Genomic DNA, 25,658 nt, shown 5'->3' with positions numbered 1-25,658 from the left:
ATCGCGCCTCACACCCTGTGATAGGGGCTGCCGGCCAGGATGGTCGCAGCGCGGTAAAGCTGCTCGGCCAGCATCACCCGGACCAGCATATGCGGCCAGACCATCGCGCCGAAAGAAATCGAGAAATCCGCCTCGGCCCGCAGGCTGGGGTCAATCCCATCGGCGCCGCCGATCACAAGCGCCAGATCCTGCCGGCCGGTGTCGCGCCACCCAGCCATCCGATCCGCGAAATCGGGCGAAGAGAGCTGTTTGCCACGCTCGTCCAGGGTACACAGAACCGCGCCCGCCGGCAGCGCCTTGCGCAACAGCGCCGCCTCGGCGCCCATGCCGGCGTTCTTCTTGTCCTCGACCTCGACCACCCGCGCGGGTCCCAGACCCAGCGCGCGACCGGTCCTGTCGAACCGGGTCAGGTAGTCGTCGATCAGGGATTTTTCCGGCCCGGTCCGCAAGCGGCCGACCGCGAGAATGCTGACGCGCATGGGTCATTCGCCCACCGGCCCCGGGATCAGGGCCGGGCGGACGCCTTTAGTTGGCCGATGTCTTGGCGCCCTGCGGCATCCACATCTTTTCCAGCTGATAGAACTCGCGCACTTCCGGACGGAAGATATGCACGATCACGTCGCCGGTATCGATCAGCACCCAGTCGCCGGCATCCTTGCCCTCGATCTTGGAGTTCAGGCCGAACTCATCCTTCAGACGCTGCACCAGCTTCTCGGCCATGGCCGAGACCTGACGGGTCGACCGGCCCGAGGCGATGACCATATAATCGCCCATCGAGGTCTTGCCCCGCAGGTCGATCTGCACGAGGTCTTCGGCCTTGTCATCGTTGAGAGAGGTCAGAATGCGGTCCAGCAGCTGTTCGCTGGTATAAGTGCCTTGGGCCATCATTTTGGCCCCTGCATGGGCGGGCATGGCCGCCGCTGTATGAGGTAACAGGACATCGTCCTCCTATAGGGCGCGCCGACCGATCCCCGGCGCTGGGTCAGGTCGAATTTAGCAACCCGTCTATGACTTTTCAATGAACCGCCATACGGCATGCGTGGTACTGGGGTCAATCGGCACCACCCTGCCCGGCAAACTGGGGCAAACCGCCCTCGTTTTCCAGCATCCGCACCTCGCGTTGCGGGAACGGGATCGAGATACCCTCGGCCTGGAACGCATCCCAGAGCGCCAGGAACACATTGCCGCGAATATTGGTCAGGCCGGCGGTCGGGTCGGTGATCCAGAAGCGCAGCACGTAATCGACGCTGCTGTCGCCGAAGCCCACGATATGGCAGACCGGGTCGCGCCCGCTTCCGGACAGGACCCGCCCAACGGACCGCGCGGCGGCAATGGAGACCGCGCGCACCTTATGCGGGTCGTCGCCATAGCTGGTGCCGAAATTCAGGTCGAGCCGGACATACTGATCCGAATGCGACCAGTTCACCACCTGGCTGGTGATCAGATCCTCGTTCGGGATCAGGTATTCGCGCCCGTCCCGCGTGACCACCGAGACATAGCGCGCGCCCAGCGCGTTGATCCAGCCAAAGGTCTCGCCCAGCGAGATCACATCGCCCGGCTTGATCGAACGGTCCATCAGAATGATGATGCCCGAGATCAGGTTCGACACTACCTTTTGCAGGCCAAAGCCGATGCCGACACCGATTGCGCCGGACAGAAAGGCCAGCCCGGTCAGGTCGAAGCCCAGCGTGCGGATCGCCACGATAAAGACCCAGCCATACAGCAGCACCTGCACCGCCTTGGCCAACAGCACCTGCATCGAGGGCGAGATATCGTCGTTTCGGGCCAGCGCGTTCGACGCGCCCTGCGACGCCAGCCGCACCAGCACCAGCAAGGCGCCAACCAGCAGCACCGCCTTCATCACGCCCAGAACCGAGATATGCAGCGCCCCGATCTCGATCGAGATCCCGTCAAGGAATCGCGCCACATCGTCGGTCAGATTCAGCGCTACCAGCGTGGCATAGACCCACATCGACCAGCGGAACACCAGCCGGATGGTGCGATTGCGCACCGCCCGCGCCACCAGGGCAATGACCAGCAGCGCCGTGGCTAGCGTCGCCACCACCCCGATCACATAACTGCGCGAAGGCCAGGTCATCTGCTGCATGACCAGATAGGTCATCCAGCTGAGCACCACGAAATAGAGCAGCGACAGCCGCCGCATCAGCAGCACCAAGGTTCTGAGCCGCCATTTCGGCCAGCCTGCGCGCGACCGTGCCCAGGCTTCCCAGTGGGTGCGCGTCAGCAATGACAGCAGCAGAGCGGCGCCGATCAGCAGCACGATGATCAACAGCTGATACTGCCGCCAGCCCGGCGTCAGGAACAGGCCCACGAGCCTGTGACCCTCGGTCAGCAGGGTCGCGATCAGCTCGTCCAGCGTGGCGGGCAGGATGTCTTCACTCATGTATCGGCTCCTTCGCCAGCTTGGCAGGCTTGTCGCGACAAACGCAAGACCTTGCGAGACTCAGGGCGGACATGTATCTGGACAGCATGACACCCCACGACGCCCCGAGCATGGACCTGCAAGACCGCGCCCGCCTGCGCGAGCGGTTCTTTGGCGCGACCCGTTCGGTCCTCGCCCGCCTATAGGCCGGGTACAGCCACGTCTTTACAGCCAATTCTCAAGAACGGGAGAGGACACATGTCCCCCAAGACACTCTATGACAAGATCTGGGATGCCCATCTGGCCCACGAGGCCGAGGACGGCACCTGCCTTCTCTATATCGACCGTCACCTGGTGCACGAGGTGACCAGCCCACAGGCCTTCGAAGGTCTGCGCATGGCGGGCCGCAAGGTGCGCGCGCCGGAAAAGACCATCGCCGTGCCGGACCACAACGTGCCCACCACCGAGGGCCGCGAGGACCCGGCGCAGATGACCGAGGAGAGCCGCATCCAGGTGCAGGCACTGGACAAGAACGCGCGTGAATTCGGCGTGCATTACTATCCGGTCGACGACATCCGCCAGGGTATCGTGCATATCGTCGGCCCCGAGCAGGGCTGGACCCTGCCGGGCATGACCGTGGTCTGCGGTGATAGCCACACTGCCACCCATGGCGCCTTCGGCGCGCTGGCGCATGGCATCGGCACCTCGGAAGTGGAACATGTGCTGGCCACCCAGACGCTGATCCAGAAGAAATCCAAGAACATGAAGGTCGAAATCACCGGCAAGCTGAATCCGGGCGTCACCGCCAAGGATATCACGCTGGCCGTGATCGGTGCGACCGGCACCGCCGGCGGCACCGGCTATGTCATCGAATATTGTGGCGAAGCCATTCGCGACCTGTCGATGGAAGGCCGCATGACCGTCTGCAACATGGCAATCGAAGGCGGTGCCCGCGCCGGCCTGATCGCTCCGGACCAGACCACCTTCGACTATGTCAAAGGCCGCCCGCATGCGCCCAAGGGCGCCCAGTGGGAGGCCGCGCTTGCCTGGTGGAAGACGCTCTATTCCGATGACGGCGCCCATTTCGACAAGATCGTCACCCTGAAGGGCGAAGAGATCGAACCGGTCGTAACCTGGGGCACCAGCCCCGAGGACGTGCTGCCGATCACCGGCGTGGTGCCGAGCCCCGAGGACTTCACCGGCGGCAAGGTCGAGGCGGCCCGCCGCTCGATCGAATACATGGGGCTGACCCCGGGTCAGAAGCTGACCGACATCGAGATCGACACCGTCTTTATCGGATCCTGCACCAACGGCCGGATCGAGGATCTGCGCGCTGTCGCCGAGGTGGTGAAGGGTAAGAAGATCAAGAGCGGCCTGCGGGCCATGGTGGTGCCCGGCTCGGGCCTGGTGCGGGCTCAGGCGGAAGAGGAAGGTATTGCCGATATCCTCAAGGATGCCGGTTTCGAATGGCGCCTTGCGGGCTGTTCGATGTGCCTGGCGATGAACCCCGACCAGCTGGCCCCGGGCGAACGCTGCGCCGCGACCTCGAACCGCAACTTCGAAGGCCGCCAGGGCTATAAGGGTCGAACGCATCTTGTATCGCCCGCCATGGCCGCCGCCGCTGCCCTGACCGGCAAGCTGACCGACGTGCGCGAGCTGATCTGAATCGGGCGCTCCTCCGCCCTTGCGGGCGTCTTCGCGAAGACAGCCCGCAGGGATGGATGAGCGGCTCTCCGAAAGGAAACGAAAATGGAAAAATTCACCAAAATCCAGGGCATCGCGGCCCCCATGCCGCTGGTCAATATCGACACCGACATGATCATCCCCAAGGTGTTCCTGAAATCCATCCAGCGGACCGGGTTCGGCAAGAACCTGTTCGACGAGATGCGCTATAACCGCGACGGCACCGAGATCCCCGATTTCGTGCTGAACAAGCCGCAATACCGCGATGCCGAAATCCTGGTGGCCGGCGACAATTTCGGCTGCGGCTCCTCGCGCGAACACGCCCCCTGGGCGATCGCCGATTTCGGCATTAAATGCATCATCTCGACCTCCTTTGCCGACATCTTCTTCAACAACAGCTTCAAGAACGGCATCCTGCCGATCGTGCTGCCGCAGGAACAGGTCGATATCCTGATGAAGGATGCCGAGAAGGGGGCCAATGCCCGCATGACCGTGGACCTGGAAGCGCAAGAGATCACTACCTCGGATGGAGAGGTGATCCCGTTCGAAGTCGACGCCTTCAAGAAGCACTGCCTGCTCAACGGTCTGGACGATATCGGGCTGACCATGGAAAAGGCCGCCGCCATCGACACGTTCGAAGCGCAGGCCGCGCAGGCGCGTCCCTGGGTTTGATCTCACTTTGAGCCTTAAAAATAAGGGCCGCATCCATCGGATGTGGCCCTATTTTCGTGTTCCGGCATCGGTATTCGAGAGCTCACTTGTGATCACCCGAAGCACAACCACAACATGTAGACATCACGGATAACTTGCCAAAAATTTACGCCATCTATGATGCAAGAAGGCACCAGTTGCGCCATGTTTTTGCCTTAAATCGGCTGTCTCGTGACTCGATGACTTGAGTGGGTGGCCGAATGGCGGCACAAATGAGGCTAAAATGAGGCACTCCGCCAACTCGGCGGACTCAAGTTGGAACAAAGGCCCGGCAACGCATCGGCCTGTCCAGTTTGAAGGGATCGGACAGTGATTGCACGCATCTCAGGCGCGGCTCTGCGCGGATTCTTGGTGGCGCTTGTCGTCGTCATTCCGGCGCTTTATTTGCCCAGCGCCGCCACGACAGCGACCGAGATCGTCGTTCTTCTGGCGATTCTGGCCTTTGTGCTGACCTTTGCAGAATACAACTCGACCTTTCCCAGCTTCATCGAATTCAGGGACGCTCCGCCGTTGAACCGGATGCGGTTCATCGCTCTGCTGACGATGATCACTTTTCTGACCCTGATCTGCAAAGAGAGGGTCGAGCCCACCAACATCACCGCGCTGTTCTCGGGCTTTGGCCTGCTGATCGCTCATATCGCCGATTTCCCCTATTCCCCGGTCCGGCTGGTGGTGCTGATGCTACCGGTGGGCGCGGCGCCCGAGCTGATCTATGACGTGCGCGTGACCGCTGCCGTGGCCTATGTGATTGCGCTTCTGACGGTTGTGGCCTTCTGGTTCGCGGTCCGTGTGCGCGGCTGGCCCACCGCCAATGGTGCCTTCAATGTCTGGATCAATTTGCCGCTTTTCGACCCGACCACCGGCGGCGATGTGGTGGCGCGCCTGCAACGGGACGGGCGGATCAACATGGTTCTGGGCGTGTTGCTGCCGTTTCTGATCCCCGCCATGATCAAGATGGCCTCGGATCTCTTTGACCCGATCAACCTTTACAGCGCCCAGACCCTGATCTGGACCATGAGCGCCTGGGCATTCCTGCCCGCCTCGATGATCATGCGCGGGCTTGCGATGATGCGAATCGCCGAGCTGATCGAGGAAAAGCGTCGCCGCGTCTATTCCAACGCCGAGGCGATGCAGACCGCATGATCCGGCTGGCCGCCCTGGTCTTGTGCCTGTTGCCGGTTGCGGCAGCGGCCGAGGTGCTGCGGGTCGCGACGTTCAACACCGAACTCAGCCGCAAAGGGCCGGGCCTGATGCTGCGCGACATTGCCGGTGGCCGCGACACGCAGGTCGCGGCGGTGGTGTCAGTGATTGCCTCTGCCCGCCCCGATATCCTAGCGCTTCAAGGGCTGGATTGGGATCACGAGGGCCGGGCGCTGGATGCGCTGGCCGCACAGCTGGCCGCCGCCGGGTGGGAGATGGCACACATTTTTGCCGCCCAACCCAATAGCGGGCGTGCCACCGATCTGGATCTGGATGGCGACCGACGGATCGGCGGCCCGGGTGATGCGCAGGGCTACGGCCGCTTCACCGGTCAGGGCGGCATCGCGATCCTGTCTCGTCACCCCATTGCGCAGGCCGAGATACAGGATTTCTCTGCCCTGCGCTGGCGCGACCTGCCCGGGGCAACCCTGCCCGAGAGCGGCGGTCACGCCTTCCCCTCGGAAGCGGCGCAGGCCGCGCAGCGCCTGTCCTCCACCGGGCATTGGCTGGTTCCGATCGACACCGATATGGGGCGGATGGTGCTGCTGACCTATCAGGCCGGGCCGCCCGTCTTTGATGGTCCCGAGGATCGCAACGGGCTGCGCAACCGCGACGAAACCCGGTTCTGGCAACTGCTGCTGGATGGCGTCGTCGGGGCCATGCCCGACCTTCCCTTCGTGCTGGCCGGGGGAGCCAATCTGGACCCGCAGGATGGCGAGGGCTATCGCGGAACGATCCGCGCGCTCTTGGCCGATCCGCGCCTGCAAGACCCGGCGCCCGAAAGCTCTGGCGCCGCGCGGGCAGGCCCTCAGGGTCATGCTGGTCCGGATGCGCGGGACACGGTCGACTGGCCGGGGATCGGCCGGTTCCGGGTCGACTACGTTCTGCCCTCGACCCACTGGCGCGTTGTCGGCTCGGGCGTGGTCTGGCCCGCGCCGGATGACCCGAGCGCGGGCCCGGTCTCAGAGGCCAGCCGCCACCGCCTGGTCTGGGTGGACCTGAGCCGCCAATAATCGCGCCGGGATCGCCGAGGCAAGCGCTTGCTCGAACGGTGTTTGGACAAACTCCGGCAAAACCTTCGCAAACGCGGCCCCATCCAGACTGTGCGGTGTATTCCAGAGATAGCGCATCTCCAGAAGTGAGCCGGCCAACGACCAGACAGGCCGGGCCAGGTGTAAGGGCAGCCAGTTCATGCGCTTGAGCGCGACGCGCCGGCCCGTCACCTGTTCCAGTCCCGTCGCAATCTGCCGGCCTGTCATCGTATAGCCGGGATAAGTAAGATCGCAGAACACCGGCAGCGTCTCGCGCCGCTCGGACAGGGTAACGGTGGCGCGGGCAAGATCGGGAAGATATGCCCAGGCATGCGGAATATCGGGATTGCCCGGATAGGTGAACCGCCCCTTGTCGAGCCGCTTGATCATCACCTGATCGAACCAGTTGCCCGAGGCGCAGGTATCCAGAAAATCGCCCGCGCGCAGCAGGATGGTGCGAACGCCCGAAGCGCGATAGGCGGCCTCCATGTCGATACGAATGCGGCCCAGCGGGTTGGTTGCTGCATGCGGGCTGTCAGGCCCCCAGGGCGCGGGCGTGTCGGCACCAAAGACATAGACATTTCCGGGGATGATCACCGTGGCACCCGTCGCTTGCGCTGTTTTGATCACCCGTGCGTGCAAGCCCGGCACCGTGGCGGCCCAATCGGGATAGGGCGGGTTCCAGGCGTTCACGATCACATCCGCACCGCGCGCGGCAGCGTCCAGATCGTCGCGCTTTCGGTCGAACTGGCGCACTGTCCAACCCGCTCGTCCAAACGCCTCGGCCGCGTTGCGCCCGAACCGGCCCGAGGCCCCGAGAACAAGAACTGTCTGTGTCATGCTGGCTCTCCAATCACTGTTCATACTTAGATAAGCATTCAAATGAATGGAGAGAATTGCCCAAAACCGCAGATCATGTATTCATTGATGAATGGATGAACTCTCGGATATTGGCGACTGGTCCCTGATCCAGAGCTTTCTGGCGGTGGCCGAGACCGGCTCTCTGTCGGCGGCGGCACGGCAGCTGGATCGCAGCCAGCCCACCCTGGGCCGGCATGTGCAGGCGCTGGAACAGGCGCTGGGCCTGTCGCTGTTCGACCGGCACGCGCGCGGCCTGAAGCTGAGCGCGGACGGCGCCCGGATCCTGCCGCTGGCGCAGCAGGCGCACCGGGCGATGACCGCAATCTCGGTCACCGCCGCCGGGCAATCGCAATCGCTGGCGGGCACCGTGCGCATCACCGCCTCGGTCTTTGCCTCGCATCATATCCTGCCACCGATCCTGGCGGATATCCGGGCTGCCGAACCCGCGATCGAGCTGGAACTGGTGCCCAGCGACACCACCGAGAACCTGCTGTTTCGCGCCGCCGATATCGCGGTCCGCATGTACCGGCCCCGGCAGGTGGATATCGTTGCACGCCATATCGGCGACGTGCCGCTATGCGCCTGCGCCGCCACCAGCTATCTCGAGCGCAAGGGCCGCCCCACCCGGGCAGAGGACCTGCTCGATTTCGATCTGGTGGGATATGACGCGGACCCGATCATCGTCAAAACGATGCAAGCGCTGGGCTGGCCGGTGACGCGGCACAGTTTTGCCATGCGTTGCGACAATCAAAGCGCCTATTGGCAGCTGATCCGGGCCGGCTGCGGCATCGGCTTTGGCCAACGCAGCATCGTCGCCGCCGATCCGCTGGTCGAGGTGCTGCCCTTTGAGTTGCCTGTACCGCCGCTCGAGATGTGGCTGGCCGCGCCGCAGGCGATGCGGCTGACGCCCCGGATCCGCCGGGTCTGGGATCTCTTGGCCGCGGGCTTGCTGGCCGCACCCCTCTGAATCCCGTTTTCCCCTGTCAGGACAGCGCAGACCACCCACGCCACATTGACCGCCCGCCTCTGGCGCGCTAGGGCCATTGCGACGAAACGCAAGGAGAGTTCCATGTCCAATCCCTCGCTCCTCATCCTGCCCGGTGACGGAATTGGCCCCGAAGTCATGGCCGAAGTGCGCAAGATCATCGGCTGGTTCGGCGACAAGCGCGGCCTGAATTTCGACGTCAGCGAGGACCTGGTCGGCGGTGCCGCCTATGACGTCCATGGCGTGCCGCTGGCGGACGAGACCATGGCCAAGGCGCAAGAGGCCGATGCCGTGTTGCTGGGCGCCGTGGGTGGCCCCAAATACGACGATCTCGATTTCAGCGTCAAACCCGAACGCGGCCTGCTGCGCCTGCGCAAGGAGATGGACCTGTTCTCCAACCTGCGCCCGGCCCAGTGTTTCGACGCGCTGGCCGATTTCTCATCGCTGAAAAAGGACATCGTTGCCGGGCTCGACATCATGATCGTGCGCGAGCTGACCTCGGGTGTCTATTTCGGCGAGCCGCGCGGCATCTTCGAAGAGGGCAACGAGCGGGTGGGCATCAACACCCAGCGCTATACCGAAAGCGAGATCGAACGGGTCGCACGCTCGGCTTTTGAGTTGGCGATGCGCCGCAGCAAGAAGCTGTGCTCGATGGAAAAGGCCAACGTGATGGAATCGGGCATCCTGTGGCGCGAGGTGGTGACCCGCGTGGCCAAGGACTATCCCGAGGTCGAACTCAGCCACATGTATGCCGACAACGGTGCCATGCAGCTGGTCCGCGCGCCCAAGCAGTTTGACGTGATCCTGACCGACAACCTGTTCGGCGACATCCTGTCGGACTGCGCCGCGATGCTGACCGGCAGCCTTGGCATGCTGCCCTCGGCCTCGCTGGGCGCACCGATGGCCAATGGCCGCCCCAAGGCGCTGTACGAGCCCGTGCACGGCTCGGCCCCCGATATCGCAGGCCAAGGCAAGGCCAACCCGATCGCCTGTATCCTCAGCTTTGCCATGGCGCTGCGCTACAGCTTTGACCAGGGCGCCGAGGCCGACCGGCTAGAAGCAGCGGTGGAACAGGTTCTGGCCGACGGTGTGCGCACCGCCGACCTGCTGGGAACCGAGGGTGTGACCCCGGTCTCGACCACCGAAATGGGTGCCGCGATCCTGGCGAAACTGGACGCCAGCCTCTAACCCGTCTCAGCCCGTGGCGGCGCGTCTGCCGCGGGCAACCGTGCCGCCGCCGCGCGGTGGTAATGCGCCACCCGTTCGGCATGATGCAGCACCCGGTCCAGCCAGCGCATCGCGTCGGTATGGGCAAAGACCTGATCCAGCGAAAACAACCCCACGTGCTCGCCCAGCATCATCGCCCGGCGATGACGCTTGCGCCGCGCGCCGATCAGATGGCGCAACCGTTCCAGCCGCATTCCTTCGGGCAGCGCGCCCAACGCCGCGCCGGACCGCCGCAGCGCTGCCCCGGCCCCAAGGGCAGAGCGCCGCAACAACCTGTCATGCAGCAGGGTGTCGATATTGCCGGTCTGCCGCGCCCGGTCCAGCAGCCGGGTCAGATGGTCGATCTGGTGCAGGATATCCGAAAAGGTCTCGATATCCTGCGCGCGATCGGGCGGCAGTCGGATCTCGGACAGAAAGGCGCGCAAATCCTCCAGCGCGCGGACACAGGGCGTCAGCGCGGCGATGGGTCGGTAGTCGGGCGCGGGGGCCAGACCGGCGCCCAGGGCCGAAAACATCCGCTCGGCCACGGTGCGCGTGCCCGACTGTGCCGCCAGCAAAGCGGCATTCGCATCCTTGAGCAGGCTGCGGTCGGGCACAAATAGTTGATCGCTCTCTCGTTCGGGCAACAGCCGCGCCACCAGGCCGGCAAAGCACCCGGTCAGCGGCAGGAACAGCGCCGTTCCCACCAGATTGAACCCGGTGTGAAAGAGCAGCAGAACGCTCAGATCATCGCCCAGCCCGGCGGCACTCTCGAACACCGGTCGCAGCAGCAACAGCAGCGGAAAGGCCAGGACCGAGGTCACGATGTTGAAGATCAGATTGGCCAGCGCGGTCTGCCGCATCGGCACCGACCCGCCGGTCGAGGCGAGAACAGCGGTAAAGGTGGTGCCGATGTTCATCCCGATCACGATCGCAGCCGCCTGCAACAGCGTTATCGCCCCACCCGACAGCATGACAAGCGCCAGCGCCATGGCCGCGCTCGAGGATTGCATGACGATGGTCACCGTAGCCCCCAGCCCCACCAGCAGAAGCAGGCCGCCCATGCCGCTTCCCGGCAGGCTTTCTGGCGTCAGATAGGCGGTCAGGTCGCTTGCGCCCGATTGCATCAGGTCGAGCCCGATCAACAACAGGCACAAACCCGCGACCGTGCGCCCGGCCCGGGCCAGCGGCCCCCGCGCCAGCAGATCGGCAAGAGCCGCCGGAAACAGCAGCAACAGCGCCAGATTGCCGAGCTTGAGCTTGAAGCCCAACAGAGAGACCAGCCAGCCGGTTGCCGTGGTGCCGATATTGGCGCCATAGAGAATGCCCAATGCCTGCGGCATCGTCATCAGCCCGGCCCCGACAAACCCCACCGTCATAACCGTCGTCGCGCTTGAGGATTGCACGACGGCGGTGGCCGCCGCGCCGGTCATCACACCGCGCAAAGGCGTCGTGGTGAACCGCGTCAGCACCCCGCGCAAGCGGCTGCCAGCAGTATCGCGCAAGGCCGCCGTCATCAGCTCCATCCCCAGCAGGAACATGCCGATGCCACCAATCAGAAAGTAGAGATTTCCTGCCATTTCCTGCGCTCCCCGAACTCGCAGTCTTGCCAATGACGGGCACGGCGGCAAGCCGGTGTTTTTCAAACCGGCCCGGCGGAATCCCTCTTGCATGTCACAGTGGGCGGGTATAGATCACCCGCCACGGTCGGAGTGTAGCTCAGCCTGGTAGAGCACTGTCTTCGGGAGGCAGGGGCCGGAGGTTCGAATCCTCTCACTCCGACCAATGAAACAAGGCGCCTTCGGGCGCCTTTGTTGTTTCGGCCTCAGTCGTCGTTACAGTATTCGCAATGCTTGATATGGCAGATGTCCCCGTTCGCTTGGAGCATCCATTTGGCCAAGACCGGCATTCCTTGCCGCAAGCCGCAGCCCCGGAAAAGGGGCTCTGTTCTTCAAACAGACTTCTGCCGCCAGCGTTGTCATCGCGCCAGAACCTGACCCCAAGGAATTGCCCCCCGTACGGGTCAGCGCACTAGACTCTGCACCGGGCGAATTCTCGCCTGTCCTGGGTTAGCCAAGTTCGGGATTCCGGCCACCGAAATTCATCCCATCCGTATCTGCATCGGCCGGTGTTTCGCGCAATCAGCGCCCGACCATCCAAAACAAAATCCGGCCTCTGCCCGTCAAAAATTTGGCGGGTGGCGCGGGCCGCCTGGGGCTAGTGTTTCTGCACAGGCAGAACGGAGACCCGCCCCATGAAGACCCATGCCCAGGCCGTTGTGATCGGCGGTGGCCTTGTCGGTTGCTCGATCCTTTATCACCTGGCCAAGCTGGGCTGGCGCGATGTCGTGCTGCTAGAGAGGGACGAACTGACCAGCGGATCGACCTGGCATGCGGCCGCAAACATCCACGGGCTGCACGACAACAACAACGTCACCCGTATCCAGCATTACACGATGAACCTGTACAAGGAGTTGGAGAAGGAGACCGGTCAAGGCTGCGGTGTGTTCCAGGCGGGCTCGCTTTACCTCGCGCAGACCGAGGCGCGCGAACACCAGCTTCGGCTGCAAGAGGCCAAGGCGCGGTACTATGGGCTGAATTTCTACGAGATCGACAAGGACCGTGCAAAGGAGCTGCATCCGCTGGCGCAGTTCGACGATATCCGCTGTATCATGTACGAACCCGATGGCGGCAACGTGGACCCCTCGGGCGTGACCTATGCCTATGCCGCCGGAGCCCGCGCCATGGGCGCCACGATCGAGCGATTCTGCCCGGTGATCGGCACCGAGCCCCAGCCGGATGGCAGTTGGATCGTGCGCACCGAGAAGGGCGACATTCACACGCAATGGGTGGTCAATGCGGCGGGCCTGTGGGGGCGCGAGGTGGCGGCGCTGGCGGGGATCACCCTGCCGTTGCAACCGACCGAGCATCAGTACTTCGTGACCGAGGCGATCCCCGAGGTGGCCGCGCTGGGCCGCCGCCTGCCCTCAATCGCGGACCGGGACGGCGAGTATTACTTCCGGCAGGAAGGCAACGGGCTCCTGATCGGCGCCTATGAAAAGGACATGAAGTTCTGGGCCGAAAACGGCACGCCGCTGGATTTCGCCCATGACCTGTTCCCCGACGATCTGGACCGGATCATGGAAAACGTGATCCGCGCCACCGAGCGGGTGCCGGTGGCGGCGACGGCGGGGGTCAAGCGGGTGATCAACGGGCCGATGATCTGGTCGCCGGATTCGAGCGCGTTGTGGGGACCGGTGCCGGAACTGCGGAACTATTTCGTCTGCGGCGGTATCATTCCCGGCTTCTCGCAATCGGGGGGTCTGGGCCTGTTGGCGGCGCAATGGATGATCGAGGGCGAGCCGCAAAACGACATGTTCGCCTGGGACCTGGCGCGGTTCGGTGACTGGGCCGACAAGACATTCACCAAGGCGCGGGTGCAGGACCAGTACACCCACCGCTTTGCCATCCATTTCCCCAACGAGGAGCGCAGCGCCGGGCGCCCGGCGCGGGTGCGACCCGCCTATGAAATGCAGCAGCAGATGGGCGCGGTGTTCGGCATGAACTGTGGCTGGGAGCATCCGCTGTGGTTTGCGGACCAGCCGGGCGTGAGTGAAACCGTGGGCTTCACCCGCCAGAACTGGTGGGAGCCGGTGGGCCGCGAGGCGCGCATGTTGCGTGAGCAGGTGGGCGTGATCGACATCTCGAACTTTGCCAATTACGAGATCAAGGGGCCGGGTGCGCACGACTGGCTGGACCGGCTGGTGGCGAACCGGGTGCCCACTGTCGAGGGCAGATCCTGTCTGACGCCGCTGATCGGCGTGCGGGGCGGGATCGCGGGCGATTTCACCATCACCATGACGGGCGAGGATGCCTATATGATGGTGGGCTCGGGCATGGCCGAGCGTTATCATCAGCGGTTCTTCAACATGGTGGATTTGCCCGAGGGCACCACATGCGAGGTCGCGACCAACCGCATTGCGGGCTATAACGTGGCCGGACCCAGAGCGCGCGAGATGTTGCAGCGGCTGACCAATGCCGATCTCTCGAACGCGGGCTTTCCTTTCATGCGCTCGGCCACGATCGAGGTGGCGGGGGTGGCCTGCCTGGCGATCCGGGTCAGTTTCACCGGTGATCTGGGCTGTGAGCTGCATTGCGCCGAGGGCGATCAGGTGCGGCTTTACACTGCGCTGATTGCTGCGGCCCGCGAGGTCGGCGGCGGGCCGGTGGGCAGCCGGGCACTGGGGTCCTTGCGCATCGAAAAGGGCTATGGCTCCTGGGGCCGGGAATACAGCCCGGAATACTGGCCACAGGAGGTGGGGCTGGACCGGCTGATCAAGGCGGACAAGGACTTCCTGAACAAAGCGGCCTGGCTGAAGATCAAGGACTACCCGGTGCGCGAGGTGCTGTCGGTCTTCGAGATCGAGGCCGTGCATGGGGCGGACGCCAGTGGCGGCGAACCGATCTTTACCCCCGATGGGCGCCCGGCCGGGCGGGTGACCTCGGGCGCCTATGGTTACTCGGTGGGCAAGTCGCTGGCCATCGGTTTCGTCAATCCGGCGGTGGCGCAACCGGGCGACGTGCTGGAGGTGTTCATCCTTGGCAAACCGCACCGGGCGGTGCTGCTGGCCGAACCGCCCTTCGATCCTGCCGGCGCGCGGTTGAGGGGTTAGTCCCCCTCGCCGACCCGGGCCGCCGCCTCCAGCAACCAGGACCGGAACAGCCGCACCGACGGCGCGGGCGTGCGCGCCTTGAACCGGGCGCAATAGGCCCAGGGGTTGGCGATCTCGGTCGCGAAGGGTTCGACCAGCGCGCCCCGCTCCAGATAGGGGCGCACCAGAACGCGGGGCAACACGGCACAGCCGGCCCCCTGTGCGGCCAGTTCCGCGGCCAGGGTCGAGACATCCGTCTTTGGCCCGCCTGCCATCTCGAACCCCGGCAAGCCAAAGTTCTGCGCCACAAGATCCCAATAGGCCGGGCGCCCCATCACCTCGATCCGCCGCGCCTGACCCAGCTGCGTCGGGGTGGTGAGCGGGGCTCCTTCGACCTCGAAGCCCGGCGCGCAGACCAGGGCCAGCGTCTCGGACCAAAGCTGTAGCGCGCCTTCGGGGATATCGTCCACATGGTGAATGGTGATCGAAATATCCGAGACATCGGCCTCGACATCGGCCCAGACCGTGCCGTGAACCGTCACCTGAACCTCGGGGTGCTCCCGTTGAAACGCACGCAGTACACTGGCAAGCCAAAGGCTGGCCAGGCTGGTGGGGCAGGACACCACGACCTCACGCCGATGCCGCTGCGACAGCAGCGCCTCGGTGGCGATGTCGATCTCTTGCAAGGCGCGCCGCACCGAAGGCAGATAGGCCTCTCCCAACTCGGTCAGCGCAAGGGTCCGGGGCAGCCGCACAAACAGCGGCCGGCCCAGAAACTCCTCGAGCGAGCGGACATGATTGCTGACCGCTGACTGAGTGCAATGCAGCTCTTCCGAGGCGGCGGTAAAGCTCAGATGCCGTGCGGCGGCCTCGAACGAGCGCAGAAAGGTCAGATGCGGCAGGTGTTTCATGACGCCGATCTAACGCCAGCGCAGGGGGAGCGGGCAAGCACGACCTGCCCCATCACAGGCCACAAACCGACATTGCACATCAAAATCAGGGGGCACGGCGTCGATCTTTTCGCGAGCAGCACGCCGACCCGCGCGGTAGCCTTGTCCCGAGGACGCCCGCACAGGGCGAAGGAGGGCCCGTGAACACGCATATGACAAAGCAGCAAAGCAGCCTGTCCCCCACATTCGGGCGCATCGCCGCCTTTGCACTCGACACCCGGTCCGAGGATATCCCCGCCCCGGTGCGCGAGGCCGCCGCGCTGATGATGCTCGACACGCTCGGGGTAATCGCCGCGGCCAGCCCGCTCGACGCGGGCGTGATCGCACGCGATTCCGCGACCCTGCTCTATGGGTCGGCCGACCCGCGTTACCAGGCGCGCATGATGTTCGACGGGCGCGCAGTCAGCCTTGCCGGGGCGACCTATGCCGCCGCCACCCAGACCGATAATCTCGATGGGCATGACGGCTACAACCCGACCAAGGGTCATATCGGGGTGGTGGTGATCCCTACCCTGGCAACGCTGGCGCAGCATCTGCCCGACCTCTCGGGCCCCGAGGCGCTGGCCGCCGTGACGGTCGGCTATGAAGTGGCGGGGCGCGCGGGTATCGCGCTGCACGCCACCGTCAGCGACTACCACACTTCGGGCGCCTGGAACTGCCTTGGCGTCGCAGCAATGGCCGCCCGGCTGCGCGGACAAGACCCCGAGACGCTGCGCCAGGCCATGGGCATCGCCGAATACCACGGCCCACGCAGCCAGATGATGCGCGAGATCGCGACACCGACGATGCTGCATGACGGTTCGGGCTGGGGTGCGCTGGTCGGCACGTCGGCAGCGATCCTTGCCGAACGGGGTTTCACCGGCGCGCCGGCCATCACCGCCGAGGCGGAAGAGGCCGCCCCCTACTGGGCGGATCTGGGCCGGTTCTGGCAAATGCAGCACCAATATGTGAAACCCTACCCCATCTGTCGCTGGGCGCATGCCGCCATTGACGGGGTACGGCAGGTGATGCTGGATCACCGGCTGTCGCACGCCGATATTGCGCAAGTTCATGTGAACAGCTTTCATCAGGCGGCTTGCCTCTATCAGGGGCTGCCGCCGACCACCGCGATCGCGCAATACGCGCTGCCCTTTCCGGTCGCTGTCCAGATCGCATATGGGCGTATCGGGGTCGAACATGTCGCCGGATCCGGCCTGACCGATCCGCTGGTGGCCGAGATCATGCAGAGGATCACCGTAAGCGAAGACCCCCGCCACAGCAGCCGGTTTCCAGCCGGTCGATGGGCAGATGTAGAGATCACCACCACCGATGGGCGCGTTCTGAAATCGGGCGATATCAACGCCCGTGGCGGTCCCGAAGCGCCGATGACCCGCGACGAGCTTACCGACAAATTCATGGATTTCGCTGTGCCCTGCCTTGGTCGGGCCCGGGCCTCGGCGCTGCGAGACGCAACCCTGGGCCTGACCGCCCCGGACAGCCGCTTCTGTGATGTGATGGATCTTCTGTTCGACCCAATCGGTCAAACCATCGTTTGATGATCGAGAGCCATCGATCCTGACCTGAAACACCTCGCAAGGATCTTTGTCCGAGGCCAAGGGTTTCAGGGTGTCGAGAAGATTTCCAGTTCCGCTTTGACGGTCAACCGGCGTTGTTCTGGCTGGCAACAAGCCCTTTCGATCTCAGATAGGATCATGGTCCGGCGGTCGTAGTGGTCTGGTTTGGCGACGAACAGGTTTCGTCCCATCCCTGCGCACGGGGGCGTGCCGCTGACACGGGACACAATCGTGACGTCACCCCTGATACCCTGCCGGCAACCAGCCTGTACTCACTGGCTCAGTCACGGCAAACGATTCAACAAGGAGTCGATCTGGTCACGTACCCGCGCGCTGTCGTCAACCATTTCCCGCGCCGCGGCAAGCGGCGTTCCCGAGGATGGTTCCCGCTCTTCCAGCAGGGCACGGCCCATCAAGTGAATCCCGCCAAACCGGGTTTCTTCGCCGCCATCAATCGGCGCCTCGGCACCAGCCAACCAAAGGTACCGGCTCGCCGCCTCCAGATCACCAGCGCGCGTCAATGCCTCTGCTGCCTGTTCCAACGCTCCTGCTTCTCGCATGGCCTGGGCGCGTAGGCGCTCTACCTCGGGACCACTGGCTGTTTCAAGTTCCAGCAACGCCCGATGCGGACGACCGGTGCCAAGCGTCGCACGGGCAATGATCTCGACCCGCGCAGGACGGCTCTTGCGATCTTGCGGTCGGTCGGCATAGCGCAGCGCGTCCTCAAAAAAACCCAGATCATTCAATCGCCGCGCCACCTGCGTCACGGTATCAGTGTTCACCGACAGAAAAAGATCGCTTTCAAGCATGGCGACGTGACGCAAAAATGTGATGTCATCTCCGTGAGAGGTGATCCGCTTCACGATGCGGTCGACCGTTTCCCGCCAAACTTGGGATTTTCGATCCTGGCCCGGATCCAGCAACGTCTTCATCGCCTCGTCGAACTGCGCTGACAGAGCCTGTGCGATCACATAGGCCGTTTGTATCTGCGGCCCGATTTCCGACCGGCGATATTCGTGAACGAATGACGCGGCCAACAGTAACTCCTGCTCGGTCACATCACCGCCCTCGACCCAGCGCTTTTCGATCAGATCAATCAAGGCGAGCGGTGCATGGGTCGAAGCGGACGCGTCTTCTATCACCTCGGTCAGCTTCTGCTCCTGAACAGCCGGCTCGTTCTTGAGCCCGGCAAGTTTGGCCTCGACAACGGCTATGGACGCCTTGTCCCCTTCATCACTCCGCTCTACCGCCCGCACCAATTGCTGAGCCGCGTCGACGAAACCGGCATCGGTCAAATACTCTCCCAAGACGGGGCCGAGATAGGCGCGCAAATGCACGGGTAGGCGCCCATAGCTGCGCAGAACTGCGTTTGTATTCGTTGTTTCAGGGGCATGCCTCTCGCTGAGTACCGACCACATCGCCGCATCATTGTCGCATCCCTGAAGCCCCGCCAAGGGATTGTCGACCGGAGCCGGACGCCCTTCGACAGCGGCGGCAAGCGATGCGAGCAGTTGACGATCCGGGGATGCGGGTTGCAGCAACTCCAGATTGACTTTTGCTTCGTCTCCGAACCCGAAATGAATGTAAAACCGGACAAGTGCCAGTGCGGCCTGCGCATTGATCCTGTCGAACTCACCATAAAGGCCATCTCGCAAGACCGCGTATTGGGTACTGAAAGGGCTATCGTCCGCCCAATCCGGGACCGCCAGTTTCTGATCGTCAACACACTTGCGCGCAATTGTCGGGCTGGCAGTTCCCTCGCGCGCAGCACGCAGGTCGCGATCAACCACCGTCGTCACGCGCAGGTTCGGCAACCCCAACCCCGCAGCGAGCGTTTCGGTCAACGCGGCCTGAGCCGCTGAAATCTGGTCATCAGGGTCCGTCGCCTCTCGAGGGCTGAGAGCCAGAACTTCCTGATCAACTCCTCTCATGATGCGTGAGTAAAGCCTGTTTTCCACCGTTCGCTCTCCGGCCATCGGGGCGGAGAAATCCAGAAAGGTGTGCTGGCTGGCACCCCCTGACGGTTGGGACCGGGGGTTGACGGCAACCCCCGAATCCTCCTCGCGATCCTCGATCGGATGGTCGGCGCCAACTCCGTCCCCAGACGCAAGCACGCGCTCAGGTACAAGGGGCAGCACCAGCGGCGGATCACTTGCGGGCCTGTCCCGTATGTCGATCACAAGCAATGTACCACCTTGAACAAAGGCTCTCGCTTCGCAATCGCAGGCAAATTGCAACTCGAGCGGAGCGCCAGCTTTCTCTTGGTGCAACTCCGAAAGCCGCTTGCGCGGCACACGGTCGAACACTTCACCATAGTCCAGTTTCAGGTCGGGAAGATCGACTTTCAATCGGGCCGACCCTGTGCTGTTTTCAAGGGTCCACTTGGTCTGGCTCGGGATGCGCATAACCAGTCGGGTGAAACTCTGATGCTCGCCCGACCGTACCTCGACCTCGGCTGCCGCCACCGGCAAAGCCAGGTAGAGCAAAAGGAATACGGCCAGTATCCTCTGCATCACGCCGCGTCCTGTTTGAGGTCTTTCAGGGCCTGCTCCAAATCGGTGAAGCCGGGACGAATATGAGAGGGCGTATTCTGTCGTCCGACTTCGATGCACATCGCCGGGTTGTGGTTGTGCAGATTGGCGACAAGCACCTCCTTGATCAGCAGATAGAAATGATTGTCTTCTTCGACAACGGCCTTGACCTTGGATGCAAAGGGGCCAACCAGCCCATAGGCGAGGAACACCCCCAGAAACGTCCCGACCAGCGCGCCGCCGATCAGTCTGCCAAGAACCTCGGGCGGCTGGTCGATCGACCCCATTGTCTTGATGACGCCCAAAACGGCGGCAACGATCCCCAGGGCGGGCAAGCCGTCGGCGACGGTCTGGAGCGCATGGCTGGAATGCATCGCATGATGCAGGTTCGCCTCCATCCGTTTTTCCAGAACTTCTTCGACCTGATGGGGATCGTCATAGTTCATCGACGCCGATCGCATGGTGTCGCAGATCAGGTCCACCGCTTCGTGATCGGCCTGGATTCGCGGGTATTTGGAGAACAGCGCAGAACTCGCCGGATCCTCGATATGCTGCTCGACCTCGACAGGATTCTGTCGCGCGATCCGGATCAGCGAAAACAATAGGCAGAGCAGATCCCGATAATCCTCGGGCTTCCATTTCGGGCCCTTGAATACCTTTCCGACATCCTTGAGCGTATGCTTCACCCCGCCCATATCGTTGGAAATGAGAAAGGCGCCTGTCGCTGCGCCACCGATCATCATCATCTCGAAAGGCAGGGATTTGAGGATGATCGTCATCTTGCCACCGGCCGCGAGATAGCCGCCGAAGACCATCACAAAGATGACAACGATACCAAGGATGCCGATCATTTCCGCACTCCGCTCTTTCCGGTTGAGACTCGACTCAAGCAGGAGTTTCCTAATTTCCCGTTGTTATTCGGTTGGGACATTTGCATTTCGACCCGCCAGAACGACACTTATCGTGTAAGCCACCTTGGGGCTGAGACCCGCCATGATGTCTGCCGCGGCTTCGGGGCGCATCCGGGCGAGAAAGCCGGCGGCAAAGGTGGCGTCCATCTCCTCGAACAGGGCGGCCGATTCCTTGGGTTTCATCTTCTCGTAAACCTCGGTCAGCTTACTCAGGTCGTTTTCCGCAGCGACACTGGCTGTCGCCACAGCCTCGCGCAGCGCCTCTTCGGCCTGGGTCAATTCGGCCAGCTTTCGGTCGATCGCCACTTCGGCAATCTCCAGCGCCCGCATCCGCTCCATCACGCGCGATTCCCGTTGTTCCAGATCCTGTTCGCGTTGCCGCAGCGTGGCGAGAAGCGCGTGCAGATCGGCCGCCGCCGGAGTAGCGCGCTCGTCCTTTCGAGCAAGATCCGAAACGGGCTCTTCTACCGCACCACGCGCCAGGGCTGGCCCCGCTTCCAGAGCGATGCGGATGACCGCGGAGCCGATCATGAACACTGAAATCAGCAGAAGCGCACCACCGCGTCCCGCAGTTCCGGACTTCTTGCGTTTCATGGCGTTGTCCCGCTATTGCCCCGGTCATGCCGCATGAACATCACGCCGGCGGGTGCCGGTTTCGCCTCATCGGGGCGCGCCGGTTTGGGTTCTTGCCGGACCACTTCGGGCGGCGCCGATACCTCCTGCGCAGGTGCGACGTCATGCATCGACGCCATCATCAGCTCAAGCCGCTGCGCAACCGCCTCGGCACGCCCGGTCAAGTCTCCCAGTGCGGCGCCTGAATTGTCTGACGCCTCGCGCGCGGCCGCGAGCGTCCTGTTCAGCTCGTCGACCTGAGAGGACAGCACCGCAACCGCACCGCCGACCCCTCTTTCGAGGTCATTGAACCGCTTCAATCGCCGACCGAGAACGAAACAATACAAACCAGCGCCCAACGCGCCGGCAACCAGAAGAATATCCGCAATAAGTTCCAAGGCTCTCTCCTAGTTCAGCACGAATTCCATCACGAGCACGTCCTTCACGCGCCCCTCACCCGCAACGATGTTGATCCGGCGTTGCATATGTCCGCGCAGACGGGTCAGAGCCAGCGGATCGCTGAGATCACTGATCTCGATCGCACGCAGGTAGCCATTCAGGACATCGACGATTCGTGGCCTGATCTTCTCGACATCGGCCAGGTATTGTTCGGGTACTTCCAGCTGGGCATGAAACCGCAGGTGCCGCTGGCCCCCTTCCCCGAGCAGCGACACCATGATCGGCTGCAAGTCGACATAGGCGACATTGGGCAAGGCATCCGGCACCACAGCGCCATGATCTCCGCCCGACTCTCCATGTTCTTCGGCTGGTTGAGCGCCCAGGGGAATCAGCCCCGAAACCGTCGCGTAGAAACCGCCGCCCGCCCCGACAAGCGCCAGAACTAGCCCAACAATCAGGCCCTTCTTGCCTGATTTCTTCTCTGGTTCGACCTCATCGGCAGTTGCGTCGGTCATGCCGTCCTCGTGTTTGGTTCGGTAACCGTAATAGCCCGGCAGGAACTAACCGATTGTTAAGGCCAATCGGAGAAACAGGAGGAGCGCCGCGCAGAATGTCGGCGAGACGGAGGTAGACGTGCAGCAGATAAGAAGTGTCTGGGCAAGTTTGGACAAAAAGAAGCAGTTCATCGTTATCGGTGCTGCCTTGGTGGTGTTTCTGGGCGTGCTTGGCCTGACCAGAATGGCCGGGTCGCCAAATATGCAGCTGCTTTATGCAGGACTTGAAAGCGGTTCAGCGGGCGAGGTCGTGCGCTCGCTGGAACAGCAGGGCGTTCCATACGAGGTGCGCGGCGGCTCGATCTATGTGCCAGCAGCTCGACGTGACGAGTTGCGCCTGACGCTGGCCTCCGAAGGGTTGCCGGCAAATGGTGGCCGGGGTTACGAGCTGCTCGATTCGCTGAGTGGATTCGGCACCACATCCCAGATGTTCGATGCCGCCTATTGGCGGGCGAAGGAGGGCGAGCTGGCCCGCACCATCGTGGCCAGCCCCCATGTGGCCCAAGCCCGGGTGCATATCGCCAACAGCTCCTCCAACCCGTTTCAGCGCAGCATCGAACCAACAGCCTCTGTCTCGGTTGTTCCATCAGGGTCAGAGGTGACACCAGCGCAGGCAAATGCGATCCGCTACCTGGTCGCCTCGGCGGTGTCGGGCATGGTCGCCGAGGGTGTTACGGTCGTTGATTCCAATGGCAATGTGATCGGCACGCCCGAGACCCCGACGTCAAGCACCTCCGAGGATCGCGCACAACAGATGCGCGAACGGGTCCTGAGGCTTGTCGAAGCACGAGTCGGGCGTGGCAACGCAATTGTCGAGGTCAGCCTGGACACCGTGACCGAGACGGAATCGATCCGTGAACGCCGGTTCGATCCCAATGGCCGCGTTGCCATCAGCACCGATGTCGAAGAACGCTCGGACGCCTCCAAGAACCAGACGACCGATGTGACGGTGGCCTCCAATCTGCCCGATGGGGACGGTGCGGTCGGTGACGAATCGAACTCGAGTACCAGCGCAACCCGTGAGCGTGTCAATTACGAGGTCTCGGAAACCGAGACAGAGATTCTGCGCACCCCGGGCGCCATCAAAAGGTTGAGTGTCGCGGTCCTGGTTAACGGATTGCCGGGTGCCGCCCAGGATGGGTCCAGCCAGTTTACGCCGCGGCCCGAGGAAGAACTGGCCGCACTGCGGGAACTGGTGGAATCGGCGGTCGGCTTCAATCAGGACCGGGGTGATGTGATCACCTTGAAATCCATGGAGCTGCCCAATCTGGAACCGCAAGGCACCCTGGCGAGCAGTTCGATGCTGCAAGGGCTGACATTCGATCTGATGTCGTTGATCCAGATGGCCACGCTGGCCCTGGTCACGCTGGTTCTGGGGCTCTTCGTCGTGCGCCCGATCCTGACCAAACCGGCGGTTTCCGCGCCGCTTCTGGCAGTGGCGCCGCCGCCGAATCAGAGCGGCGCACAATCCGCCGGTCCGGCGCTGACCGGCGAGATCGATGACGGCAGCCCGCGGCAAAACCAACTACCCGGCGCAGCTACCCAACAACGCGGCACCGTTCCTGCCCTGGTCGGGTCCAGCGGAACGCCCGTCGACCGCCTGCGCGCAATGATCGGCGACAAGCAGGAAGAGACCGTGGAAATCCTGCGCAGCTGGCTGGAAGAGAATGAGGAGAAAGCCTGATGACCATCGCGCATCTGCTGGAAGACTTCGAGATCAACCTGATGGACCCCAGCCGGGTCCGGCTGATGGACGAGGACACGCTTGAAGAGTATCGCCTGACGGCCTTTGAGCAGGGGTATTCCGCTGGTTGGGATGATGCGGTTTCGGCCCGATCCGAAGAGCAGGGTCAGCTGAACGCCACTCTGGCCCGCAATCTCGAGGACCTGTCCTTTACCTATCACGAGGCGCTGAGCCAGATGACCCAGTCTCTGGAGCCGATGTTCAAAAGTCTGATCGGCACGGTGCTGCCTCAGACGATGGACCGCAGCTATACGCATCACATTGTCGAACAGCTCAAATCCATGGCCCGCGAACAGGTTGCGCAACCGGCGCTTCTGATCGTTCCTTCGGGCGTCAGCGCCACGCTCAAGCCGATCCTTTCCGAAGAATTCTCCTTCCCTGTCCAGCTTGTCGAGGAATCATCGCTTCCCGCGGGACAGGCCTGTCTTCGTGTGGGGACGGCCGAGCGCGACGTCGATTGTTCCGCCCTGCTGAGTTCCATCAGCGATGCGATGGACTCCTTCCTGCATCAGGCCAAAGAGGTATCGTGACATGAGCGACCCGCAAAAACCGATCGAGGCAAAGAACCCGTTCAACTCGGTCCCGATCGAGATCACCGTTTCGGTCGGGCGTGCGCGACCGCTGATCCGCGATCTGATCGGGCTCGGTGAAAACGCCGTGCTGACCCTCGACAAACGTGTCGAGGACCCGGTCGATCTCTATGTTGGCGATCGCCTGGTAGCACGCGGCCAGCTCGAAGAGTTGACCGGCGAACAGGCGGGACAGCTCGCGGTTCGGCTCACCGAGATCTCGGATCTGGCCAGCGACCTGGGATGAGGCGCGCAGCCCCTGTTCTGGCCGCGATCACCTTGTTGACCGGCGCGATGCTTGCCGGGCCGGTGGCCGCGCAGGATATCTCCCTTTCGCTGGGAGAGGGTGGATCGGTATCGGCGCGCACGATCCAGCTGATCCTGTTGATCACCGTGCTCAGCCTGGCCCCCGGGCTGGCTATCATGATCACCTGCTTCCCGTTTCTGGTCACGGTTCTGGCGATCCTGCGCCAGGGGATCGGCTTGCAGCAGTCGCCTCCCAATATGCTCATCGTCAGCCTGGCGCTGTTTCTGACCTATTTCGTAATGGAGCCCGTGTTCACCGAGGCCTGGACAACGGGTATCGCTCCGATGATGGCCGAGGAACTGGCGCTGGAACCCGCTTTGGAGAAAGCAATCGCGCCGTTCAAGGCCTTCATGGCCGCCCGGCTCGACGCGGATACGTTCTTTGCCATGGCCAATCTGCGGCCTGACGGTGCGGCGCTGACGGCGACTCCCGAAGCGCCGCTCTCGGTGCTGGTTCCCTCCTTCATGCTGTCAGAAATCGCGCGCGCGTTTCAGATCGGTTTTCTGGTGTTTCTGCCGTTCCTGATCATCGATCTGGTGGTGGCTGCGGTGTTGATGTCGATGGGCATGATGATGGTGCCGCCGGCGACCGTGTCCCTCCCCTTCAAGCTGGCTTTCTTCGTGCTGGCGGATGGCTGGTCGCTTATCGCAAGCGCTTTGGTTCGCAGCTACATGCCCTGAACGATCATTCGATTGCACCCTGCCTGCTTCGCCCCGCCCCTAGGCGGGGCAATTATGTTTGCAGCGCATGATGCAAAACTTGTGTTTTGACGCATGGGCAAACGGACACGGCCGGCCCATTCGACGGGGCCGGCCGT

24 protein-coding genes and 1 tRNA gene are annotated in these 25,658 nt (G+C 63.2%); 14 read left to right on the top strand and 11 right to left on the bottom strand.

What is annotated here, in order from left to right; genetic code table 11:
- Positions 1-8 precede the first annotated feature (8 nt).
- From rlmH to SPO_RS01110, 3 genes are all read right to left on the bottom strand, one after another.
- Positions 9-479: a 23S rRNA (pseudouridine(1915)-N(3))-methyltransferase RlmH gene (gene rlmH / locus SPO_RS01120; protein ID WP_011045988.1), complete on the bottom strand. Its 471-nt coding sequence runs from the start codon at positions 477-479 to the stop codon at positions 9-11.
- Positions 480-525: 46 nt separating this feature from the next.
- Positions 526-888, bottom strand: a complete 363-nt coding sequence (gene rsfS / locus SPO_RS01115) for a ribosome silencing factor (protein WP_044028912.1) — start codon at positions 886-888, stop codon at positions 526-528.
- Between the two features lie 163 nt (positions 889-1,051).
- The gene (locus SPO_RS01110; RefSeq protein WP_011045986.1) at positions 1,052-2,404 is read right to left on the bottom strand and encodes a mechanosensitive ion channel family protein; all 1,353 of its coding nucleotides are present in this window, start codon (positions 2,402-2,404) and stop codon (positions 1,052-1,054) included.
- An 86-nt stretch (positions 2,405-2,490) separates the two neighbouring features.
- Here SPO_RS01110 and SPO_RS01105 point away from each other — a divergent pair, with 86 nt between their 5' ends.
- The 5 genes from SPO_RS01105 (at position 2,491) to SPO_RS01085 (ending at position 6,990) form a co-directional block, all read left to right on the top strand.
- Complete coding sequence (locus tag SPO_RS01105) at positions 2,491-2,589, top strand: isopropylmalate isomerase (RefSeq protein WP_230981760.1); 99 nt, start codon at positions 2,491-2,493, stop codon at positions 2,587-2,589.
- Between the two features lie 52 nt (positions 2,590-2,641).
- Entirely contained in the window at positions 2,642-4,048 is a 1,407-nt protein-coding gene (leuC, locus tag SPO_RS01100) for a 3-isopropylmalate dehydratase large subunit (RefSeq protein WP_011045984.1), read from the top strand.
- Positions 4,049-4,132: 84 nt separating this feature from the next.
- On the top strand, positions 4,133-4,738 hold the full coding sequence (gene leuD, locus SPO_RS01095; RefSeq protein WP_011045983.1) for a 3-isopropylmalate dehydratase small subunit: 606 nt from the start codon (positions 4,133-4,135) through the stop codon (positions 4,736-4,738).
- 348 nt (positions 4,739-5,086) lie between these two features.
- Complete coding sequence (locus SPO_RS01090; protein WP_011045982.1) at positions 5,087-5,920, top strand: hypothetical protein; 834 nt, start codon at positions 5,087-5,089, stop codon at positions 5,918-5,920.
- Positions 5,917-6,990 carry an endonuclease/exonuclease/phosphatase family protein gene (locus tag SPO_RS01085; RefSeq protein WP_011045981.1) on the top strand — a complete coding sequence of 358 codons (1,074 nt, stop codon included), beginning with the start codon at positions 5,917-5,919 and terminating at the stop codon, positions 6,988-6,990. Before SPO_RS01090 ends, SPO_RS01085 begins: the two co-directional genes overlap by 4 nt.
- Here SPO_RS01085 and SPO_RS01080 read toward each other — a convergent pair.
- Positions 6,940-7,848: a sugar nucleotide-binding protein gene (locus tag SPO_RS01080; RefSeq protein WP_030003159.1), complete on the bottom strand. Its 909-nt coding sequence runs from the start codon at positions 7,846-7,848 to the stop codon at positions 6,940-6,942. The genes SPO_RS01085 and SPO_RS01080 overlap by 51 nt on opposite strands.
- A gap of 91 nt (positions 7,849-7,939) precedes the next feature.
- On the opposite strand from SPO_RS01080, the gene SPO_RS01075 reads away from it, so the two are divergent.
- A complete protein-coding gene (locus SPO_RS01075) occupies positions 7,940-8,836 on the top strand; it encodes a LysR family transcriptional regulator (RefSeq protein WP_011045979.1) in 897 nt (298 codons plus the stop codon).
- A 102-nt stretch (positions 8,837-8,938) separates the two neighbouring features.
- Positions 8,939-10,042: a 3-isopropylmalate dehydrogenase gene (gene leuB / locus SPO_RS01070; RefSeq protein ID WP_011045978.1), complete on the top strand. Its 1,104-nt coding sequence runs from the start codon at positions 8,939-8,941 to the stop codon at positions 10,040-10,042.
- On the opposite strand, the gene SPO_RS01065 is transcribed toward leuB, so the two are convergent.
- Positions 10,039-11,640: a Na/Pi cotransporter family protein gene (locus SPO_RS01065; protein ID WP_144083942.1), complete on the bottom strand. Its 1,602-nt coding sequence runs from the start codon at positions 11,638-11,640 to the stop codon at positions 10,039-10,041. The two genes, leuB and SPO_RS01065, sit on opposite strands and share 4 nt — an antisense overlap.
- A 128-nt stretch (positions 11,641-11,768) precedes the next feature.
- Here SPO_RS01065 and SPO_RS01060 point away from each other — a divergent pair.
- Positions 11,769-11,845, top strand: a tRNA-Pro gene (locus SPO_RS01060).
- Positions 11,846-12,314: 469 nt separating this feature from the next.
- The gene (locus tag SPO_RS01055; RefSeq protein ID WP_011045976.1) at positions 12,315-14,732 is read left to right on the top strand and encodes a GcvT family protein; all 2,418 of its coding nucleotides are present in this window, start codon (positions 12,315-12,317) and stop codon (positions 14,730-14,732) included.
- Here the strand turns inward: SPO_RS01055 and SPO_RS01050 are convergent.
- The gene (locus SPO_RS01050; protein WP_011045975.1) at positions 14,729-15,622 is read right to left on the bottom strand and encodes a LysR substrate-binding domain-containing protein; all 894 of its coding nucleotides are present in this window, start codon (positions 15,620-15,622) and stop codon (positions 14,729-14,731) included. The two genes, SPO_RS01055 and SPO_RS01050, sit on opposite strands and share 4 nt — an antisense overlap.
- A 191-nt stretch (positions 15,623-15,813) precedes the next feature.
- Between SPO_RS01050 and SPO_RS01045 the strand changes: the two genes are divergently transcribed.
- Positions 15,814-17,196 carry an MmgE/PrpD family protein gene (locus SPO_RS01045; RefSeq protein ID WP_011045974.1) on the top strand — a complete coding sequence of 461 codons (1,383 nt, stop codon included), beginning with the start codon at positions 15,814-15,816 and terminating at the stop codon, positions 17,194-17,196.
- 302 nt (positions 17,197-17,498) lie between these two features.
- Here the strand turns inward: SPO_RS01045 and SPO_RS01040 are convergent, their stop codons facing one another.
- From SPO_RS01040 to SPO_RS01020, 5 genes are all read right to left on the bottom strand, one after another.
- The gene (locus SPO_RS01040; RefSeq protein WP_144083941.1) at positions 17,499-19,727 is read right to left on the bottom strand and encodes a hypothetical protein; all 2,229 of its coding nucleotides are present in this window, start codon (positions 19,725-19,727) and stop codon (positions 17,499-17,501) included.
- Positions 19,727-20,596, bottom strand: coding sequence for a flagellar motor stator protein MotA (gene motA, locus SPO_RS01035; protein WP_011045972.1), 870 nt, complete (start codon positions 20,594-20,596; stop codon positions 19,727-19,729). The genes SPO_RS01040 and motA overlap by 1 nt, the downstream gene beginning before the upstream one ends.
- Positions 20,597-20,659: 63 nt before the next feature.
- Positions 20,660-21,250 (bottom strand): MotE family protein, encoded by a 591-nt coding sequence (locus SPO_RS01030; RefSeq protein WP_011045971.1) that lies wholly within the window; start codon positions 21,248-21,250, stop codon positions 20,660-20,662.
- Positions 21,247-21,666, bottom strand: a complete 420-nt coding sequence (locus SPO_RS01025; RefSeq protein WP_011045970.1) for a DUF6468 domain-containing protein — start codon at positions 21,664-21,666, stop codon at positions 21,247-21,249. Before SPO_RS01025 ends, SPO_RS01030 begins: the two co-directional genes overlap by 4 nt.
- A 9-nt stretch (positions 21,667-21,675) precedes the next feature.
- On the bottom strand, positions 21,676-22,182 hold the full coding sequence (locus SPO_RS01020; RefSeq protein WP_011045969.1) for a flagellar basal body-associated FliL family protein: 507 nt from the start codon (positions 22,180-22,182) through the stop codon (positions 21,676-21,678).
- 118 nt (positions 22,183-22,300) lie between these two features.
- Here SPO_RS01020 and fliF point away from each other — a divergent pair, with 118 nt between their 5' ends.
- The 4 genes from fliF to fliP are packed head-to-tail and all read left to right on the top strand — an operon-like array spanning position 22,301 to position 25,521.
- Positions 22,301-23,905, top strand: coding sequence for a flagellar basal-body MS-ring/collar protein FliF (fliF, locus tag SPO_RS01015; protein WP_011045968.1), 1,605 nt, complete (start codon positions 22,301-22,303; stop codon positions 23,903-23,905).
- Entirely contained in the window at positions 23,905-24,495 is a 591-nt protein-coding gene (locus SPO_RS01010; protein WP_011045967.1) for a hypothetical protein, read from the top strand. The genes fliF and SPO_RS01010 overlap by 1 nt, the downstream gene beginning before the upstream one ends.
- Before the next feature lies 1 nt (position 24,496).
- Positions 24,497-24,781 (top strand): FliM/FliN family flagellar motor switch protein, encoded by a 285-nt coding sequence (locus SPO_RS01005; protein WP_044027787.1) that lies wholly within the window; start codon positions 24,497-24,499, stop codon positions 24,779-24,781.
- A 47-nt stretch (positions 24,782-24,828) separates the two neighbouring features.
- Positions 24,829-25,521: a flagellar type III secretion system pore protein FliP gene (gene fliP / locus SPO_RS01000; RefSeq protein WP_230981794.1), complete on the top strand. Its 693-nt coding sequence runs from the start codon at positions 24,829-24,831 to the stop codon at positions 25,519-25,521.
- Positions 25,522-25,658 lie beyond the last annotated feature (137 nt).

Source organism: Ruegeria pomeroyi DSS-3, assembly GCF_000011965.2.
GTDB lineage: Bacteria > Pseudomonadota > Alphaproteobacteria > Rhodobacterales > Rhodobacteraceae > Ruegeria_B > Ruegeria_B pomeroyi.
Note: the sequence above shows the minus strand (reverse complement) of the source record. Positions and strands in the feature narration are given on the sequence as shown.

Excerpts from the sequence above, each read along its gene's own strand:
- rlmH (WP_011045988.1), bottom strand. The coding sequence starts at position 479 with ATGCGCGTCAGCATTCTCGCGGTCGGCCGCTTGCGGACCGGGCCGGAA.
- rsfS (WP_044028912.1), bottom strand. The coding sequence starts at position 888 with ATGATGGCCCAAGGCACTTATACCAGCGAACAGCTGCTGGACCGCATT.
- SPO_RS01110 (WP_011045986.1), bottom strand. The coding sequence starts at position 2,404 with ATGAGTGAAGACATCCTGCCCGCCACGCTGGACGAGCTGATCGCGACC.
- SPO_RS01105 (WP_230981760.1), top strand. The coding sequence starts at position 2,491 with ATGACACCCCACGACGCCCCGAGCATGGACCTGCAAGACCGCGCCCGC.
- leuC (WP_011045984.1), top strand. The coding sequence starts at position 2,642 with ATGTCCCCCAAGACACTCTATGACAAGATCTGGGATGCCCATCTGGCC.
- leuD (WP_011045983.1), top strand. The coding sequence starts at position 4,133 with ATGGAAAAATTCACCAAAATCCAGGGCATCGCGGCCCCCATGCCGCTG.
- SPO_RS01085 (WP_011045981.1), top strand. The coding sequence starts at position 5,917 with ATGATCCGGCTGGCCGCCCTGGTCTTGTGCCTGTTGCCGGTTGCGGCA.
- SPO_RS01080 (WP_030003159.1), bottom strand. The coding sequence starts at position 7,848 with ATGACACAGACAGTTCTTGTTCTCGGGGCCTCGGGCCGGTTCGGGCGC.
- SPO_RS01075 (WP_011045979.1), top strand. The coding sequence starts at position 7,940 with ATGGATGAACTCTCGGATATTGGCGACTGGTCCCTGATCCAGAGCTTT.
- leuB (WP_011045978.1), top strand. The coding sequence starts at position 8,939 with ATGTCCAATCCCTCGCTCCTCATCCTGCCCGGTGACGGAATTGGCCCC.
- SPO_RS01065 (WP_144083942.1), bottom strand. The coding sequence starts at position 11,640 with ATGGCAGGAAATCTCTACTTTCTGATTGGTGGCATCGGCATGTTCCTG.
- SPO_RS01055 (WP_011045976.1), top strand. The coding sequence starts at position 12,315 with ATGAAGACCCATGCCCAGGCCGTTGTGATCGGCGGTGGCCTTGTCGGT.
- SPO_RS01050 (WP_011045975.1), bottom strand. The coding sequence starts at position 15,622 with ATGAAACACCTGCCGCATCTGACCTTTCTGCGCTCGTTCGAGGCCGCC.
- SPO_RS01045 (WP_011045974.1), top strand. The coding sequence starts at position 15,814 with ATGACAAAGCAGCAAAGCAGCCTGTCCCCCACATTCGGGCGCATCGCC.
- SPO_RS01040 (WP_144083941.1), bottom strand. The coding sequence starts at position 19,727 with ATGCAGAGGATACTGGCCGTATTCCTTTTGCTCTACCTGGCTTTGCCG.
- motA (WP_011045972.1), bottom strand. The coding sequence starts at position 20,596 with ATGATCGGCATCCTTGGTATCGTTGTCATCTTTGTGATGGTCTTCGGC.
- SPO_RS01030 (WP_011045971.1), bottom strand. The coding sequence starts at position 21,250 with ATGAAACGCAAGAAGTCCGGAACTGCGGGACGCGGTGGTGCGCTTCTG.
- SPO_RS01020 (WP_011045969.1), bottom strand. The coding sequence starts at position 22,182 with ATGACCGACGCAACTGCCGATGAGGTCGAACCAGAGAAGAAATCAGGC.
- SPO_RS01010 (WP_011045967.1), top strand. The coding sequence starts at position 23,905 with ATGACCATCGCGCATCTGCTGGAAGACTTCGAGATCAACCTGATGGAC.
- SPO_RS01005 (WP_044027787.1), top strand. The coding sequence starts at position 24,497 with ATGAGCGACCCGCAAAAACCGATCGAGGCAAAGAACCCGTTCAACTCG.
- fliP (WP_230981794.1), top strand. The coding sequence starts at position 24,829 with ATGCTTGCCGGGCCGGTGGCCGCGCAGGATATCTCCCTTTCGCTGGGA.